15 protein-coding genes, 1 tRNA gene, 2 pseudogenes and 1 riboswitch are annotated in these 17,486 nt (G+C 44.5%); of the genes and pseudogenes, 16 read left to right on the forward strand and 2 right to left on the reverse strand.

Features of this window, described 5'->3' with window-relative positions:
- Positions 1 to 296: 296 nt before the first annotated feature.
- A tRNA-Asn gene (locus C1S74_RS16110) sits at positions 297 to 372 on the reverse strand.
- Positions 373 to 931: 559 nt separating this feature from the next.
- Between C1S74_RS16110 and uvrB the strand changes: the two genes are divergently transcribed.
- The 3 genes and pseudogenes from uvrB to luxU all read left to right on the forward strand — a co-directional run bounded on the left by uvrB (position 932) and on the right by luxU (position 5,019).
- Positions 932 to 2,962 carry an excinuclease ABC subunit UvrB gene (gene uvrB / locus C1S74_RS16115; protein WP_045396035.1) on the forward strand — a complete coding sequence of 677 codons (2,031 nt, stop codon included), beginning with the start codon at positions 932 to 934 and terminating at the stop codon, positions 2,960 to 2,962.
- Positions 2,963 to 3,275: 313 nt separating this feature from the next.
- The gene (luxO, locus tag C1S74_RS16120) at positions 3,276 to 4,679 is read left to right on the forward strand and encodes a quorum-sensing sigma-54 dependent transcriptional regulator LuxO (protein ID WP_038869346.1); all 1,404 of its coding nucleotides are present in this window, start codon (positions 3,276 to 3,278) and stop codon (positions 4,677 to 4,679) included.
- A pseudogene (luxU, locus tag C1S74_RS16125) lies at positions 4,676 to 5,019 on the forward strand (quorum-sensing phosphorelay protein LuxU). Before luxO ends, luxU begins: the two are co-directional and overlap by 4 nt.
- 98 nt (positions 5,020 to 5,117) lie before the next feature.
- Here luxU and C1S74_RS16130 read toward each other — a convergent pair.
- Positions 5,118 to 6,011: a YvcK family protein gene (locus C1S74_RS16130; RefSeq protein ID WP_038869348.1), complete on the reverse strand. Its 894-nt coding sequence runs from the start codon at positions 6,009 to 6,011 to the stop codon at positions 5,118 to 5,120.
- Between the two features lie 172 nt (positions 6,012 to 6,183).
- Positions 6,184 to 6,317: riboswitch (molybdenum cofactor riboswitch) on the forward strand.
- Between C1S74_RS16130 and moaA the strand changes: the two genes are divergently transcribed.
- The 13 genes and pseudogenes from moaA to C1S74_RS16190 all read left to right on the forward strand — a co-directional run bounded on the left by moaA (position 6,306) and on the right by C1S74_RS16190 (position 17,447).
- Positions 6,306 to 7,295: a GTP 3',8-cyclase MoaA gene (gene moaA, locus C1S74_RS16135; RefSeq protein WP_038869349.1), complete on the forward strand. Its 990-nt coding sequence runs from the start codon at positions 6,306 to 6,308 to the stop codon at positions 7,293 to 7,295. Its footprint overlaps the riboswitch before it by 12 nt.
- Positions 7,296 to 7,391: 96 nt before the next feature.
- Positions 7,392 to 7,904 (forward strand): molybdenum cofactor biosynthesis protein B, encoded by a 513-nt coding sequence (gene moaB / locus C1S74_RS16140; RefSeq protein ID WP_038869350.1) that lies wholly within the window; start codon positions 7,392 to 7,394, stop codon positions 7,902 to 7,904.
- Between the two features lie 26 nt (positions 7,905 to 7,930).
- Positions 7,931 to 8,410 carry a cyclic pyranopterin monophosphate synthase MoaC gene (gene moaC / locus C1S74_RS16145; RefSeq protein ID WP_045396037.1) on the forward strand — a complete coding sequence of 160 codons (480 nt, stop codon included), beginning with the start codon at positions 7,931 to 7,933 and terminating at the stop codon, positions 8,408 to 8,410.
- Positions 8,407 to 8,664: a molybdopterin synthase sulfur carrier subunit gene (gene moaD / locus C1S74_RS16150; protein WP_045396039.1), complete on the forward strand. Its 258-nt coding sequence runs from the start codon at positions 8,407 to 8,409 to the stop codon at positions 8,662 to 8,664. The genes moaC and moaD overlap by 4 nt, the downstream gene beginning before the upstream one ends.
- A 1-nt stretch (position 8,665) precedes the next feature.
- On the forward strand, positions 8,666 to 9,121 hold the full coding sequence (gene moaE, locus C1S74_RS16155; protein ID WP_038881598.1) for a molybdopterin synthase catalytic subunit MoaE: 456 nt from the start codon (positions 8,666 to 8,668) through the stop codon (positions 9,119 to 9,121).
- Positions 9,122 to 9,680: 559 nt separating this feature from the next.
- Complete coding sequence (locus C1S74_RS16160) at positions 9,681 to 11,312, forward strand: ABC transporter substrate-binding protein (protein ID WP_045396125.1); 1,632 nt, start codon at positions 9,681 to 9,683, stop codon at positions 11,310 to 11,312.
- 106 nt (positions 11,313 to 11,418) lie between these two features.
- Complete coding sequence (gene oppB / locus C1S74_RS16165) at positions 11,419 to 12,339, forward strand: oligopeptide ABC transporter permease OppB (protein ID WP_045396041.1); 921 nt, start codon at positions 11,419 to 11,421, stop codon at positions 12,337 to 12,339.
- Positions 12,340 to 12,354: 15 nt separating this feature from the next.
- On the forward strand, positions 12,355 to 13,257 hold the full coding sequence (oppC, locus tag C1S74_RS16170) for an oligopeptide ABC transporter permease OppC (RefSeq protein WP_045396044.1): 903 nt from the start codon (positions 12,355 to 12,357) through the stop codon (positions 13,255 to 13,257).
- A gap of 30 nt (positions 13,258 to 13,287) precedes the next feature.
- Entirely contained in the window at positions 13,288 to 14,259 is a 972-nt protein-coding gene (gene oppD / locus C1S74_RS16175) for an ABC transporter ATP-binding protein (protein ID WP_038869383.1), read from the forward strand.
- Entirely contained in the window at positions 14,256 to 15,248 is a 993-nt protein-coding gene (gene oppF, locus C1S74_RS16180; RefSeq protein WP_038869392.1) for a murein tripeptide/oligopeptide ABC transporter ATP binding protein OppF, read from the forward strand. Before oppD ends, oppF begins: the two co-directional genes overlap by 4 nt.
- Positions 15,249 to 15,432: 184 nt before the next feature.
- The gene (locus C1S74_RS16185; RefSeq protein ID WP_045396047.1) at positions 15,433 to 16,377 is read left to right on the forward strand and encodes a glutathione S-transferase family protein; all 945 of its coding nucleotides are present in this window, start codon (positions 15,433 to 15,435) and stop codon (positions 16,375 to 16,377) included.
- A gap of 89 nt (positions 16,378 to 16,466) precedes the next feature.
- A pseudogene (locus tag C1S74_RS26430) lies at positions 16,467 to 16,641 on the forward strand (DUF4010 domain-containing protein); the annotation flags it as partial.
- Between the two features lie 185 nt (positions 16,642 to 16,826).
- Positions 16,827 to 17,447 (forward strand): hypothetical protein, encoded by a 621-nt coding sequence (locus C1S74_RS16190; protein WP_045396050.1) that lies wholly within the window; start codon positions 16,827 to 16,829, stop codon positions 17,445 to 17,447.
- The last annotated feature ends 39 nt before the right edge of the window (positions 17,448 to 17,486 follow it).

Consider the following 17,486-nt stretch of genomic DNA (forward strand, 5'->3'; position numbering starts at 1 on the left):
TCTTAACCCTGTCAATCGTATGGATTTAATCTGTATGAGTAAAATGAATGCTTTTCATTTTGTTAATGATTTTTTTGCATTTATTTAAAAATCAATGGATTAATTGTGTTTTAAGGCCAAAAAGAAGAAATAAATCTCTAAGAATAGAAAATAAGGCGGAATTTAAAAAGGGACGTTGCGCTAGAGTTAGTGAAGACGGTACTGGCAACGAGATGCTCTGAGGCGCTTATTGGTGCTGAGCCGTTGAATTTAGATACGAAAAAAGCCCAGTTTTTCAACTGGGCTTTTCGGGAATTTGGCTCCTCCTGCTGGGCTCGAACCAGCGACCTGCGGATTAACAGTCCGTCGCTCTACCAACTGAGCTAAGGAGGAATTGCTTTGCTTGAAAGCGGGACGAATCTTACCGAGCACCCACAAAGCTGTCAACACCCAAAAAACACATTTTGAGCAAAAAAGTTAGTTTTTACATCTTTACTTTTTTGTACTCCTTGCCAGTAAAGGGCTGGAGTTAGTTATCCACCAAAATTGTGGATAACTATGTTGATGAGATCTGAGTAAAGATCATTGTTATGCAACTGGGTGTGCTTTGTGTGAATTTTTACGCGAGAATATTCACTGATTAGTCAAGTAAAACAGTGATTTATTAAATTTGCTATGAAATCAATCAAAGTGGATAAAATTTACACTTTTGGGGATAAAGGATGATTTTTGTGTTTTTTGGGGAAAACTTGTGGAAATTATATCGTGATGAGTGCAGACGCTTCATCGACTAGGGCGAAAGACTATATCAGAACGTGTTAAATAAGGCTAGATCAAAGTAGAGAAAGCACAAAATTTAATAGTAATGAGCTATAAATCATAGATAGACGTAGATTTCATCTTTGAAGGTGTATATATATACAGCCAAAGTGCAGTAATTTTGAGGAAGGGTATGAGTAAAGTTTATGAACTGGTCTCTGATTATCAACCATCTGGTGATCAACCAACAGCCATCAAGCAGTTGCTAGAAGGGTTAGATTCCGGTCTTGCCCACCAAACACTCTTAGGTGTAACGGGGTCTGGTAAAACATTTACATTAGCGAATGTTATTGCAGAAGCGCAACGACCAGCGATTCTACTCGCACCCAATAAAACACTTGCTGCTCAGTTGTATGGTGAAATGAAGTCTTTCTTCCCCAATAACGCGGTGGAATATTTTGTTTCGTACTATGACTACTACCAACCGGAAGCGTATGTTCCGACCACGGATACCTTCATAGAGAAAGACGCGTCAGTTAACGCGCACATTGAACAAATGCGTTTGTCCGCTACAAAAGCACTACTAGAACGTAAAGATGCCATTATTGTCGCGTCGGTATCGGCTATCTATGGTTTGGGTGACCCTGAATCGTATCTACAAATGATGTTGCACCTGCGTCGCGGTGATGTGATTGATCAGCGCGATATGCTACGCCGCCTTGCAGAGCTGCAATACTCACGCAATGACGTCGCATTTGAACGCGGTCAGTTCCGTGTTCGTGGTGAGGTGATTGACATCTTCCCGGCCGAGTCAGACCAAGATGCTGTGCGCGTAGAGATGTTTGACGATGAAGTTGATTGCATCAGCGTATTTGATCCATTGACTGGGGTCGTAAAGCAACGCGATTTACCTCGTTACACCATTTATCCTAAAACGCACTATGTTACGCCACGCGAGCGTATTTTAGATGCAATTGAAAGCATTAAAGTTGAGTTAGAAGTTCGTAAGAAACAACTACTAGACAATAACAAGTTGTTGGAAAAACAGCGTATCAGCCAACGTACTCAATTCGATATTGAGATGATGAACGAATTGGGTTTCTGTTCAGGTATCGAAAACTACTCTCGTTACTTGAGTGGTCGTGCTGAGGGTGAGCCGCCACCGACACTATTTGATTACTTGCCTCACGATGGTTTGTTGATCATCGATGAGTCGCACGTGACGGTTCCGCAAATCGGTGCCATGTATAAAGGCGACCGTTCGCGTAAAGAAACGCTGGTGGAATTTGGCTTCCGTTTACCTTCTGCTTTAGACAATCGTCCGATGAAATTTGAGGAATTTGAGTCGATCTCACCACAAACTATTTTCGTGTCGGCAACTCCAGGCAATTACGAATTAGAAAAATCTGCAGATGAAATTGCCGATCAAGTCGTGCGCCCAACGGGTCTGCTTGATCCTGAATTAGAAGTTCGCCCAGTGGCAACTCAGGTTGATGACTTGTTGTCTGAGATTCGAATTAGAGCGGCGAAAGACGAGCGTGTTTTGGTAACTACACTAACCAAACGTATGGCAGAAGACTTAACGGAATACCTGCATGAGCATGATGTTCGAGTGCGTTACCTTCACTCAGACATCGATACTGTCGAGCGAGTCGAGATCATTCGAGATCTGCGTTTGGGTGAGTTTGATGTGCTGGTTGGGATCAACTTGTTACGAGAAGGTCTTGATATGCCAGAGGTATCACTGGTGGCGATTCTTGATGCGGATAAAGAGGGCTTCTTACGTTCAGAGCGTTCTTTGATTCAGACTATTGGCCGTGCGGCACGAAATATCGAAGGTCGAGCGATTTTGTATGCAGACTCGATTACAAAATCGATGAAAAAAGCAATGGATGAAACGGATCGTCGTCGTGAGAAACAGAAAGCTTACAACGCAGAGATGGGTATTGAGCCTCAGCCTCTGAAACGCAATATCAAAGACATCATGGAATTGGGTGATATTACTAAATCTAAGCGCCAGCGTAATACCAAGCAGGTACCATTATCTAAGGTGGCAGAACCTTCGCAGTCTTACGACGTGATGTCACCACAGCAATTGGAAAAAGAAATCAGTCGTTTAGAAGCTGCGATGTACCAACATGCTCAAGATCTTGAGTTTGAATTGGCCGCACAAAAACGCGATGAGATAGAGAAACTAAGAGCGCAGTTTATTGCCAATAGTTAACTCTTTAGGCCTACCAAAACCCGAGTGCATTTGTATTTGGGTTTTATATTTCCCCCAAAAAACAGACAAAAAAGAAGCCAATAGGCAGTCGGGTCTATTGGCTTGTTTTGTGAACATATCGTTCACTAACAACGTCAGTTGGCTAGGTGACCCGAGGGGTCATTAAACAAACAGCATGGTTTGTGCCATATTTTAACCTGTTGATATTCGGTTTAATTTGTTTAGAATACCCACAATCTAACGAATGTTTATTTGCAAAATGCAAAGCGTAATGCGATTATTATTTAAAACACAACAAAAAATCGGCTAGGCTATGCAACAAATAACAGAAGGTCAAAAGTCACGTTACCTATTAATGGTCGAAGATACCGCTTCCGTTGCGGCATTGTACCGTTCTTACCTAACGCCACTCGGCATTGATATCAATATTGTTGGAACAGGCAGAGATGCAATCGAAAGCCTGAATCACCGTATTCCGGATCTTATTCTTCTCGATCTTCGTCTGCCAGATATGACGGGGATGGACGTATTGCACGCGGTGAAGAAAAGTCACCCTGATGTGCCAATTATTTTCATGACTGCTCACGGTTCTATCGATACCGCGGTAGAGGCGATGCGTCATGGCTCTCAAGATTTCTTAATCAAACCCTGTGAGGCTGATCGGCTGCGCGTAACGGTAAATAACGCGATTCGCAAGGCAACGAAATTAAAGAATGAAGCCGACAACCCAGGCAATCAAAACTACCAAGGTTTCATCGGCAGTAGCCAGACCATGCAGCAGGTTTACCGCACAATTGACTCGGCAGCGAGTAGTAAAGCCAGTATCTTCATTACTGGTGAAAGTGGTACTGGTAAAGAGGTGTGTGCCGAGGCGATTCACGCAGCAAGTAAACGTGGCGATAAGCCGTTTATTGCGATCAACTGTGCTGCTATCCCGAAAGATCTGATCGAAAGTGAGTTGTTTGGCCACGTTAAAGGTGCGTTTACCGGAGCGGCAAATGACCGTCAAGGTGCAGCTGAACTGGCTGACGGCGGGACGTTGTTCCTTGATGAACTATGTGAAATGGACTTGGATTTACAAACCAAGTTATTGCGTTTCATCCAGACGGGTACGTTCCAAAAAGTAGGCTCTTCTAAGATGAAGAGTGTGGATGTTCGCTTTGTGTGTGCGACTAACCGCGACCCGTGGAAAGAAGTACAAGAAGGCCGTTTTCGTGAAGACTTGTATTACCGCCTTTACGTGATTCCTTTACATTTGCCGCCACTACGCGAACGTGGTGAAGACGTGATCGAAATTGCGTATTCTTTGCTGGGTTATATGTCTCACGAGGAAGGCAAGAGTTTTATTCGTTTTGCACAAGATGTGATTGAACGTTTCAACAGTTACGAATGGCCGGGTAACGTTCGTCAGTTGCAAAACGTGTTGCGTAATATCGTGGTACTGAACAACGGCAAAGAAATTACTCTGGACATGCTGCCACCACCACTGAATCAACCGGTGGTTCGTCAATCGATTTCAAAATTTATTGAACCTGAAATCATGACGGTGTCAGACATTATGCCGCTTTGGATGACTGAAAAAATGGCCATCGAGCAGGCGATTCAGGCGTGTGATGGCAATATTCCACGCGCTGCGGGTTACTTAGATGTCAGCCCTTCAACCATATATCGCAAGTTGCAAGCTTGGAATAATAGGGAAGAAAAACAAAACGTATGAGCATGGATGTATTGAATCAGCAAAAAATCGACGAATTGGCCGCGGAAATTGGCCTAGATAACGTTCCTATTTTGCTGGATATTTTCCTCGGAGAAATGGATGTCTATATCACCAACTTGTCGCAATACCAAGGCAGTGAGCAACTGATCTATCTAAAGGAAATCAGTCATGCTTTAAAAAGCAGTGCCGCCAGTTTTGGGGCTGATCGCTTGTGTGATTTGGCCGTAGCGATTGATAAGAAAGCCAAATCGGGTGAGTTAGTAGAAGGGGGGGAGACATTACTTCGATGTTAGACTTGCTTCACATTACTCGTGATGAGTATCGTTTATGGACGCAGTAGCCCTGTATTAAACCTTATAAAAACAAAGCCCTTCACGTCGGTGAAGGGCTTTGTCATTTTATACGCTCAGGTGCCTCAATTGTAGGCCACTTCTTGTGTTATTTTGCAACCAGTTGGTTTTCAATCGCTAACTTAAGTTTGTCACGATCATGACGCCAGTCGCGGTTGGTAGACGCTAATGACTCGGTGACCACATTCCAGTTATCCAGAACCTCTTGATCGGTTTCCTCTGCAAGTACGACATCAATCTGTCTGCCTTGGCATGCTCGCTCACACCATTCCAGCTTTTGTTTCATCGTCATGCGACCCGCTGGACCATATTCTGGACTAAGGTTAGCCACAAAAATGACTTTTGCTTTTTGGTTCGCTGCGATTGCTTTCCCCAATTCAGGTAAGAGTAGCGGTGGCATGATACTCGTTAGGAAGCTACCAGGGCCGAGGATGATGGCGTCAGCTTCTGCAAGAGCGGTTACCGCCTCTTTTGTTGCTGGCACTTCTGGTGAAAGGTCTAATCGGCGAAGATCTTTATCCATTTCATCCACATTAGTTTCACCTGTCACCCATTGCCCATCTACAGACAAAGCGGTGAGGTCGGAAGGATGTTCAGACATAGGAAGAATGTTGACATCGACTTTCAACATATTGCGAATCAGATTGATCGCGTCTAAAGGGCGGACGGAGAGGTTATCCAATGCCGTGAGCATCAGGTTCCCCAAGTTGTGGCCATCTAATTCACCAGTCCCTTTAAAGCGGTACTCAAACATCATCGAGCTGATCGATGGCTCCGTGATCAACTGGTTGATACAGTTTCGTGTATCGCCCCAAGCTATTCCGCCTTGACAATGGCGGATACGGCCAGTTGATCCGCCGTTGTCAGTGGTTGCCACAATGCCCGTTGCATTGCTGCCAAAATCATTAAGTGCGGCCAGCATTCGACCTAAACCGTGACCACCGCCAACTGCGACCACTTTCTTATTGGTGTAGATATTCATTACGTTCTTCTAATAATCTTGTAAAAAGCGACTACAATTTATCTTAATGAGTGTCTTAACAGTACTCACTTAGCGGTAAATTGTGTTTCTAGAGAGTTTTTTATCACTCTGCTCTGGATTCCATTACAAATTTTAAGTATTTTACACGGCAAAGCTATCAGGGGCTTTCCTCTGGTTGCCATAACTCCGAGCTCACTATGCTAAGTCTAAGGATAGGCGTTTTGAGCCAGTGACATACTGTCACAAGGGCATAATTGGAAATGATTATGCCTCCCGTGTTTGGAAAGGTGTTCCGTGGCGCAACAATTCGAAGACAAATTTCATCGTAAGTTCTATTACTTGCGTCTGTCTGTGACCGACGTTTGTAATTTTAAATGTACCTATTGCCTTCCTGACGGCTACAAGCCATCGGGCAATAAAAACTCGTCTTTTTTATCTCTTCCAGAGATCAATCGTGTCGTAAGAGCGTTTGCAGATTGTGGTACCTCAAAGGTACGCATCACTGGTGGTGAGCCGAGTTTACGCAAAGACTTTACTGACATTATCCACTCTGTCGCAACCACGCCGGGTATCAAAAAAGTCGCAACAACGACAAACGGTTACCGCATGGCGAAGCACGTTGCTGACTGGCGTGAAGCTGGCTTGACCAACATCAACGTAAGCGTGGATAGTTTAGACCCTCGTATGTTCCATCAAATCACGGGTGAAAATAAGTTCACTGAAGTGATGAATGGTATCGAACGTGCGTTTGAAGTGGGTTATGAGCAAGTCAAAGTTAACGTGGTACTGATGAAAGACCTCAACCACAACGAACTGCCTGCATTCCTTAACTGGATTAAAGATCGTCCAATTCAACTGCGTTTTATCGAATTAATGCAGACAGGTGAAATGGATGATTTGTTTGCGAAACACCATGTTTCTGGTGTTGCTATTCGAAATCAATTAATTGCTAACGGTTGGTTACTCAAAGTTCGTTCTCATAATGATGGCCCTGCGCAAGTGTTTGTTCATCCAGACTACAAGGGCGAAATCGGCCTTATCATGCCTTATGAAAAAGACTTCTGTGAGAGCTGTAACCGACTTCGCGTCTCTGCTAAAGGTAAACTGCATCTGTGTCTGTTCGGCGATCATGGCGTAGAGTTACGGGACCTATTAGAACGTGATGACCAAGAAAATGAATTGATTGAGCGTATTCAAGCCCAGCTGCAAACAAAATCGGTCAGTCACTTCTTGCATGACGGCAACACGGGTATGACACCGCATCTTGCGTCTATCGGCGGTTAAATTCAGATTTTACATTGGGAGCTGACGTGGCTTCCGATGACTTTTCCAGAATCGATACTTTGCGTATCAAAATCAAATTAAAGAATAGGTGAACAAATGGGTCACGCTGAAAGCAAATTTCAACCTGCAAACATTGCCGTTCTAACGGTATCTGACACGCGTACAGAAGAAAACGATACTTCAGGCGGCTATCTAGTTGAGCACGCAAAGGAAGCGGGTCATAACGTTGTTGATAAACAAATTGTTATCGATGATATGTACAAGATCCGTGCGATCGTTTCTCAATGGATTGCTGACGAAAACGTACAAGCAATTATGATCACTGGCGGTACAGGTTTTACTTCACGTGATAGTACTCCAGAAGCGCTTAAGCCACTATTTGACAAAGAAGTGGAAGGCTTTGGTGAACTGTTCCGTCAGGTGTCTTACGAAGAGATTGGTACATCAACCATTCAATCTCGCGCTATTGCGGGCTTTGCTAACCACACCGTTATCTTTGCAATGCCTGGTTCTACAGGTGCATGTCGCACGGGTTGGACGAAGATCATCAAGCAGCAGTTGGACGCAAGTCACCGCCCTTGTAACTTTATGCCACACCTATCTGTATAACCTTTCCTAAAAGCGAAGGAACAACAATGACCCAATTTACACATATCAATGCGTCTGGCGAAGCGAACATGGTCGACGTGTCTGCAAAAGCGGAAACCGTTCGTGAAGCACGTGCTGAAGGATTTGTACACATGGCGCCAGAAACACTACAACTTATCGTTTCAGGCCAACACCATAAAGGTGATGTGTTTGCAACCGCGCGTATTGCTGGTATTCAAGCGGCAAAGAAAACATGGGACCTGATCCCACTTTGCCACCCTTTATTGCTTTCTAAAGTTGAAGTCCAGCTAGAAGCGATTGAAGCGGAGAATAAAGTACGTATCGAATCAGTATGTAAGCTGGCGGGTAAGACAGGCGTGGAAATGGAAGCGCTTACTGCCGCTTCTGTTGCCGCACTGACAATTTATGATATGTGTAAAGCGGTGCAGAAAGACATGGTTATCGAGCAAGTCCGTTTATTAGAGAAAACGGGTGGCAAATCTGGGCATTTCAAGGCGGAATCATGATTAAAGTACTTTTCTTTGCTCAAACACGAGAGTTAGTTGGTATCGATGGTCTTGAGCTCGAAGACGCGTTTGATAACGTTGAAGCGATTCGTGCACATTTAGTGGATGCTGGTGTAAATAAAGAGGGCAAATGGGACCTTGCGCTTGAGCCGGGTAAACTGCTTGCCGCAGTAAACCAGTCTATTGTACCGCTAGACGCTGAAGTGAAGTCAGGTGACGAAGTTGCCTTCTTCCCACCAGTAACAGGGGGCTAAAATGGATCCTCGCGTTTCAGTGCAAGCTGAAGACTTCTCTGTTGATCAAGAATACCAGCGTCTATCAGAAGGGACAGCCTCTGGTGCTGTGGTCACTTTCATCGGTAAAGTTCGTGATATGAACTTAGGTGATAATGTCATTGGCCTTCATTTAGAACATTATCCTGGCATGACAGAGAAAAGCCTGATCGATATCTGTGACGAAGCCGAATCGCGTTGGCCGTTATTGGGCATCCGTGTAATTCACCGTGTTGGCGATCTCGACACTGGTGACCAAATCGTTTTTGTTGGTGTTTCTAGTGCCCATCGAGGTGCTGCCTTTGATGCTTGTGAGTTTGTTATGGACTATTTAAAGACCAAAGCACCTTTCTGGAAAAAAGAACGCACGACCAGTGAAAATCGCTGGATCGAGTCACGTGATACGGACCATCAAGCAGCGCAACGCTGGGAGAAGTAGAGCTCTCATTTGTTTTACCATTCAAATTACAAAGGCCAGATGTGATTGAGCATCTGGCCTTTTTCTTTTTACGTAGCCAAGTAAGCTCAATCCTACTACTCACCGTCCTTAGAAGCCGGAAACTCCTTCATATCTACTCTCGGTGACCTTGTTCACAATAAAAAATATCAAACAAGATATATGCAATTATTAATTAGACTCAATGTGTTATAAATGTTAATTTTTGTTCATATATCTAGCATAAGATGCTATCAAAGAGTTTTAATTTAGAGTTATCGAAAGTTTAAGCTGCCAAATGGATGCTTGAATCCTCATTTCGCTAGGCAATACTTTTTGTTTGGTATTTATTGCTAAATATGAGCACTACTTACAGAATTATTAGTTTTTTTGCTACATTTTTATGGCAAATTACTTTGAGGGTTGCTAATGTGTGCCGCAGTCTTTGTAAGGTTTTAGACGTTTGTGCTCAAAAAGCGCACTAAAAAGTTCTAAAATGCTGACCGTTCCAGTCCCTTACAAAGAAGTCATGGATGCTAATGAAAAACTTGGAGTTTTACGCATGTATAAGAACAAAATCACCAAAGCCCTTCTTCTAGGTGCTGGTCTGGCAGTGGCTGCCTCTTCTACTACCGCTTTCGCTGCTGATGTTCCAGCAGGTACTAAACTTGCCGATAAACAAGAACTCGTTCGTGGTAACGGTACTGAAGTTGCGACAATTGACCCGCATAAATCTCAAGGTGTTCCTGAATCTCATGTGATTCGTGATCTTCTTGAAGGCTTAGTGAATCAAAATGCAGACGGCGATACTATCCCAGGTGTTGCAGAAAGTTGGGAAACCACAGACAACAAAACGTTTACTTTCCACCTACGCAAAGATGCAAAATGGTCTAACGGTGATCCAGTAACCGCTCAAGATTTCGTATACAGCTGGCAGCGTGCTGTCGATCCAGCAACGGCTTCGCCATACTCTTGGTACATGGAATACACCAAGATGAAAAACGCGAAAGACATCGTTGCAGGTAAAAAAGACAAGAGCGAATTAGGTGTTAAAGCGACAGATGACCATACATTAGTGGTTGAGCTAGATTCGGCTGTACCGTACTTCGTAATGATGATGGGTCACACAACAACTAAGCCTGTACATAAAGCGACTATTGAAAAATATGGCGATCAGTGGACTAAGCCAGAACATTTTGTGGGTAACGGTGCGTATGTTGTCGACAAATGGGTAGTAAACGAGCGTTTAGTTCTTAAGCGCAACGAACTGTACTGGGATAACGACAAGACCGTTCTGAACAAAGTGACTTTCCTGCCAATCGAAAACCAAGTTTCGGAAATGAATCGTTTCCTTGCAGGGGAAATTGACTTTACTAACGAACTACCTTTAGAACACTACAAGCGTCTGAAGAAAGAGCACCCTGAATCAGTGTCAGTGGTGGGTAACCTATGTACATACTACTACCTGTTTAACACTAAGAAAGCTCCATTTGATGATGTTCGTGTTCGTACAGCAGTCTCATATGCGATCGACCGCAACATCGTTGCAAACGCGATTATGGGACAAGGTCAAAAACCAGCTTATTTCTTAACGCCTGAAATCACGGCAGGCTTTGAACCAGAGATGCCTGCTTATGGTAAAATGACGCAAAAAGAGCGTGATGCAGAAGCAGCCCGTCTACTGGCTGAAGCGGGCTACGGCAAAGACAATCCACTTAAGTTCTCCCTTCTTTACAATACATCTGAGAATCACAAGAAAGTAGCGGTAGCGCTAGGCTCTATGTGGAAGAAAGCTTTGGGAGTGAACGTAACACTAGAAAACCAAGAGTGGAAAACTTACCTATCAACAAAAGACTCTGGTAACTTCGAAGTTGCTCGAGCAGGTTGGTGTGGTGACTACAATGAAGCTTCATCGTTCCTTACGCTGATGAAGAGTGGCAATACTACGGGTGGTATCCACTATGACAGCAAAGCATACGATGAGCTAATGGAGAAAGCGATCACATCTAAATCTGAAGCAGAGCGTTCTGCGCTGTATGCTGAAGCAGAGAAGTTGATGGCTAAAGATATGCCAATTGCACCTATCTACCAGTATGTTAAATCACGTCTACTTTCTCCAAAGGTTGGAGGTTTCCCTGCTAATAACCCAGAAGAAAAGATCTACTCAAAAGATCTTTACATCAAAGCAGACTAATAAAGTCGCTTCAAGACTATAAGAAAAAGGCCCACACGTCCTAATCACTGGACGTGCGGTGCCTATTATCAAATTTTTAACTGTCACAGACTGAAAGAGTGAGTTTATGCTTAAATTCATCGCAAAAAGGATATTTGAGGCGATCCCAACTATGTTGGTTTTGATCACCGTATCTTTCTTTCTCATGCGTTTCGCACCGGGTAACCCATTCTCGAGCGAACGTCCATTACCACCAGAAGTTATGGCGAACATTGAAGCCAAATACGGTCTAGATAAGCCTGTATTTGAGCAATACACCACATATTTGACCAATGTTATCCAAGGTGACTTCGGACCATCATTCAAATACTTAGACTATACGGTAAACGAGTTGATCTCGGTTGCACTGCCAGTATCGGCGAAGGTTGGTTTTATCGCCTTTATCTTCACTGTTATTCTAGGAGTCACGATCGGGACCATAGCCGCACTCAAGCAGAACTCTTGGGTTGACTATGTAATCATGTCGACGGCAATGCTAGGTGTTGTTTTACCATCTTTTGTTTTAGCACCTGCGCTAATTTATGTCTTCTCTTTGAATCTTAAATGGCTACCCGCGGGTGGCTGGCTTGATGGTTCATGGCAGTATTTGATTTTACCGGTTATTGCTATGTCATTGCTTTATGTCGCGACGTTTGCTCGTATCACTCGTGGTTCAATGATTGAAACATTAAACAGTAACTTTATCCGTACTGCTCGTGCGAAAGGTCTTAGCTACCGTTACATCATCCTGAAGCACGCATTAAAACCAGCTCTACTTCCTGTTGTGTCCTACATGGGACCAGCATTTGTCGGCATTATTACTGGCTCGGTGGTTGTTGAGACCATCTTTGGTCTACCTGGTATCGGTAAGCTATTCGTCAATGCTGCCTTCAACCGTGACTACTCGCTAGTAATGGGTGTAACCATCTTGATTGGTTTCCTATTTATTCTATTCAACGCCATCGTTGATATTCTACTAGCAATGATTGACCCGAAAATTCGCTACTAACAGGGAAGTATGGTTATGTTAACGAAAAAAGAGAATCTTGAAGCGGTCGAGAAATTTGCAGAGAACCTGGAAGTTGAAGGCCGTAGTTTGTGGCAAGACGCCCGTATCCGCTTTATGCGTAACAAAGCGGCAATGGTGAGCTTGTTCATTCTTACATTGATGACGCTGGCGGTAATCTTTTTGCCAATGATTGCCCCATACGCATTTGATGATACTGACTGGTATGCGATGCACGTCGGTCCGAGTGCTGAACACTGGTTTGGCACGGACAGCTTAGGCCGTGACCTTTACGTGCGTACGCTGATTGGCGGTCGTATCTCTCTAATGGTTGGTGTTCTAGGTGCATTGGTTGCGGTTGTGATTGGTACGCTTTACGGTGCGGCTTCTGGTTTCATCGGCGGTAAAGTTGACCGTATCATGATGCGTATTCTTGAAATCCTATACGCGGTTCCGTTCATGTTCCTAGTTATCGTTCTGGTAACATTCTTCGGCCGTAACATCGTTCTTATCTTCGTCGCTATCGGTGCTATTGCGTGGCTAGATATGGCTCGTATCGTACGTGGTCAAACGCTAAGTCTACGTAGTAAAGAGTTTATTGAAGCGGCACACGTTTGTGGTGTGAGTAATTGGAAAATCATCACTCGCCATATCGTTCCAAACGTACTGGGTATTGTCGCGGTTTACTCGACACTGCTTATCCCAAGCATGATTCTGACAGAATCATTCCTTTCATTCCTTGGTCTTGGTGTTCAAGAACCGATGACAAGTTGGGGCGCACTTCTACAAGAAGGTTCGCAAACAATGGAAGTAGCAATCTGGCAGCTGGCGTTCCCAGCAGCGTTCATGGTTGTGACTCTATTCTGCTTCAACTACGTCGGTGATGGCCTGCGCGATGCGCTGGATCCAAAAGACAGATAATTAAAAATAGAAAGAATAAAGGAAGCAATGATGAGTTTATTAGATGTCAAAGATCTGCGCGTAGAATTTACCACTCAAGATGGTATCGTGACCGCAGTAAACGATTTGAACTTCTCTCTAAACCAAGGTGAAACCCTAGGTATCGTAGGTGAGTCGGGTTCAGGTAAATCACAAACCGTATTCGCTATCATGGGTTTGCTAGCGAAGAACGGTATCATTTCTGGTAGCGCGAAGTTTGAAGGAAACGAGATCCTTAATCTGCCAGAAAAAGCACTGAACAAGGTTCGTGCGGAACAGATCGCTATGATCTTCCAAGACCCGATGACGTCCCTTAACCCATACATGAAAGTCAGTGATCAGCTGATGGAAGTACTGATGCTGCACAAAGGTATGGGCAAAGCAGAAGCGTTCGAAGAATCTGTTCGTATGCTTGAAGCGGTTAAAATCCCAGAAGCTCGTAAGCGTATCACTATGTACCCACACGAGTTCTCAGGCGGTATGCGTCAGCGTGTAATGATCGCAATGGCACTACTGTGTCGTCCAAAACTGCTTATTGCGGATGAGCCAACAACGGCATTGGACGTTACGGTTCAAGCGCAGATCATGGATCTGCTGAACGAACTGAAATCTGAGTTCAACACTGCAATCATCATGATCACGCACGATCTTGGTGTTGTTGCAGGTTCATGTGACAAAGTACTGGTGATGTACGCAGGTCGTACCATGGAGTACGGCACTGTGAACGAAATCTTCTACAACCCAAGCCACCCTTACGCGGAAGGTCTATTGAAGGCAATCCCTCGTTTGGATACAGAAGGCGAGATCCTGCCAACAATTCCAGGTAACCCGCCAAACTTACTGCGTCTGCCACCTGGTTGCCCTTACCAAGAGCGTTGCCACCGCGTGATGGATCGTTGTAAACGCGAAGCACCAATCTTGACACCATTTGGTGATGGTCGTCAGCGTGCATGTTTTTCTGAATGGGAGGCTTGGAGCAAATGAGTACAGATAAAAAACTAATTCTGGATGTGTCTGATCTGAAAGTCCACTTCAGCATTGCATCGAAATCAGCGTGGCCGTGGTCAAAGCCTTCGAGCCTAAAAGCGGTAGACGGCGTAAATGTTCGTCTGTACGAAGGCGAGACTCTTGGTGTAGTAGGTGAGTCTGGTTGTGGTAAGTCTACGTTTGCTCGCGCGATCATTGGTCTTGTTGAAGCTACCGACGGTGAAGTGGTTTGGTTGGGTCAAGACCTGACGAAAATGAAAGACGTTCAACGCCGCGAAACGCGTAAAGAAATCCAAATGATTTTCCAAGATCCTTTGGCTTCTTTGAACCCGCGTATGACAGTGGGCGACATCATCGCTGAGCCGCTAGAGACATTCTACCCAGAACTGACTAAGCAAGAAGTGAAAGACCGCGTTAAAGAGATGATGGCGAAGGTAGGTCTATTACCTAACGTGATCAACCGTTACCCACACGAATTCTCAGGCGGTCAGTGTCAGCGTATCGGTATTGCTCGTGCTCTTATCCTAAAGCCTAAGATGATCATTTGTGACGAGCCAGTATCGGCGCTTGATGTATCGATTCAGGCTCAGGTAGTTAACCTACTGAAAGAGCTACAAAAAGAGCTTGGTCTTTCTTTGGTATTTATCGCGCACGATTTGTCCGTTGTAAAGCACATCTCTGATCGTGTACTGGTTATGTATCTTGGTAATGCGGTTGAGCTCGGTGAATCAGACGCTTTATTTGCCGATCCAAAGCACCCATACACTCGTGCCTTGATGTCAGCGGTTCCAATTCCTGATCCGGAGTTAGAGCGCAACAAAAAGATTCAAATGCTAGAAGGGGACTTACCGTCACCTATTAGCCCACCATCGGGTTGTGTTTTCCGCACTCGTTGCCCACAAGCGACGGATGAGTGCTCGAAGACTAAACCAAATATCCAAGGCTCTGATGTTCACGCAGTTTCCTGTTTGAACGTAGCGATATAATCTAATTCAGCCTGTGACGGGCTTAAGCGCGGCTCCTTTTATAGGGTCGCGCTTTTTTTATGCCTACGATTTTTGTTGGTTTAAGTTCATTCGAAATTCTTGAACAAGATGGACTAAGCGAACGGATTCCAAGTTCAGTGTGAATCGCTAATATAGTAGAAAATAAAAGATGAGGAGAGCAGTCATGGGTAAGTTAGTTGAAGGCGTTTGGCAAGACGTATGGTATGACACCAAATCAAGCAATGGTAAATTCGTTCGTGAAGACGCGGGTTTTCGTCATTGGGTGAAAAACAAACCGGGGGCGGCATTCCAGCCTGAGTCTGGCCGTTACCACTTATACGTTTCGCTTGCTTGTCCGTGGGCGCATCGCACTCTTGTCTTTCGTAAATTAAAAGGTTTGGAAAATCACATTGATGTGACGGTTGTTTGTCCCGATATGCTGAGCGAAGGCTGGCAGATGGGATTGCCAGAGCCACTGTTTGGCCATACTCGAATGCACCAAATCTACACTCAAGCCAAGTCCGATTACACAGGTCGCGTTACCGTTCCGGTTCTATGGGACAAAAAGAGCAATACCATTGTGTCGAATGAGTCTTCAGAAATCATCCGTATGTTTAACTCTGAGTTTAACGAGCTAACGGGCAATCACGATGACTATTATCCAGAGCAACTGCAAAGTGTGATCGATGAGTGGAACGACTACATTTATCCGAACGTGAATAACGGTGTATACCGTTGTGGGTTTGCCACGACTCAAGAGGCGTATGAAGAGGCTTTTGACTCACTATTCGCTGCGTTGGATAAGATTGACGCACATCTTGCGACACATCGTTACTTAGCAGGCAGTACAATCACGGAAGCCGATTGGCGTTTATTCACTACGCTAGTGCGCTTTGATGCGGTTTATGTGGGGCACTTTAAGTGTAATAAACAACGCATTGCGGATTACACAAACATTCAAGGCTACTTGAAAGAGTTATACCAAGTAGAAGGTGTGGCAGAGACCACCGATTTCTACCATATCAAGCGTCACTACTATTTTAGCCACACTGGGATTAATCCAACTCAAGTGGTGCCAAAAGGTCCGGATTTGGATATAGAATCACCGCATGGCCGTGAGTCAATTTAAGTTAATACTTCCCAAGAAAAGCGTCATTCACTATGACGCTTTTTCTATTGGAGGAGGATAAATCCAACAAACGACATCCTACGTAACCCGCTCTGTTTTTCGGTGTAGTGTTGGCTGTCATCATGTTGCTATCCCATGTGCTTTCAGATTGTTTTGGAAGTGCGGGTATCTTGGTTTTAACTGCCGTGTCGAGGATTACAGATGTTACTTACTTTAGGACGACAAAGTAGTCAGTCTCTGGCTATTGATGCTGCTGTAGTCGGCAGCCTTGCATATTAGGTGCTCTAGAACAAAGAACAGAATGATGCAAAACCAATTTATTATGCCGCGAGCTAGGTTCCAATCTATAACCATTTTCGAATAAAACTCATTTCGTTTTCTATACTGCTTTACCAAGTGCTGAGCTTTTTTCGCACTCAAGGCTAGGAATCAAAACAAGGATAGACGAGATGATTACTGTATTTCCAGGAGTGGTAGCGGGGACAGGGTTTAAATGGAAAACCGTGGAACAACCTATCACTAAATATAACGACGCTGTGACCTATTTGCGTCAATCCAGTGCCGCGGCAGCACTATTAAATTTTCTGGCGGGAGGCGAAGAGGTCACGTTGCTTTGTACAACTGATACGACAAGCAGTTTTTTCCCAGCTGAAATTGTGAAACAAGCAGGCTGCAACGTCCGTGGCAGTTTAGTGACTTGGAATCCTTTTGATAGCTTGAATGTAAACGACATCAAGCGCAATAAACCCGTTGGACGCAGTCGTGTGCCAAATAACAATGTATCTAGAGGGACGCAGTCACCAGCGGTTGGACTTATTCATGAGTTTGGCCACGCGCGTCAATACATGTTGAAACGAGATTGGTTCATGACGCACTATCGCGCTGCCTCAAGTGGTAGCGATAGCGATCGACTCATCATAGAAAATGATAACTTGCTTACCGTAGAGTCCGTCGTTGCTCGCCAGCTCAATGAAGGTGTGCGTTGGAAGTATAGGGACATCGGATCGAGTAATACGAATTTGAACGTTCAGTATCAATTGAATCGTCCAATGGACCCGATTCTTGTATAGCAACATGAAATAAAAAACCTCGCCGTGGCGAGGTTTTTT

The organism is Vibrio hyugaensis, assembly GCF_002906655.1.
Classification (GTDB): Bacteria; Pseudomonadota; Gammaproteobacteria; order Enterobacterales; family Vibrionaceae; genus Vibrio; species Vibrio hyugaensis.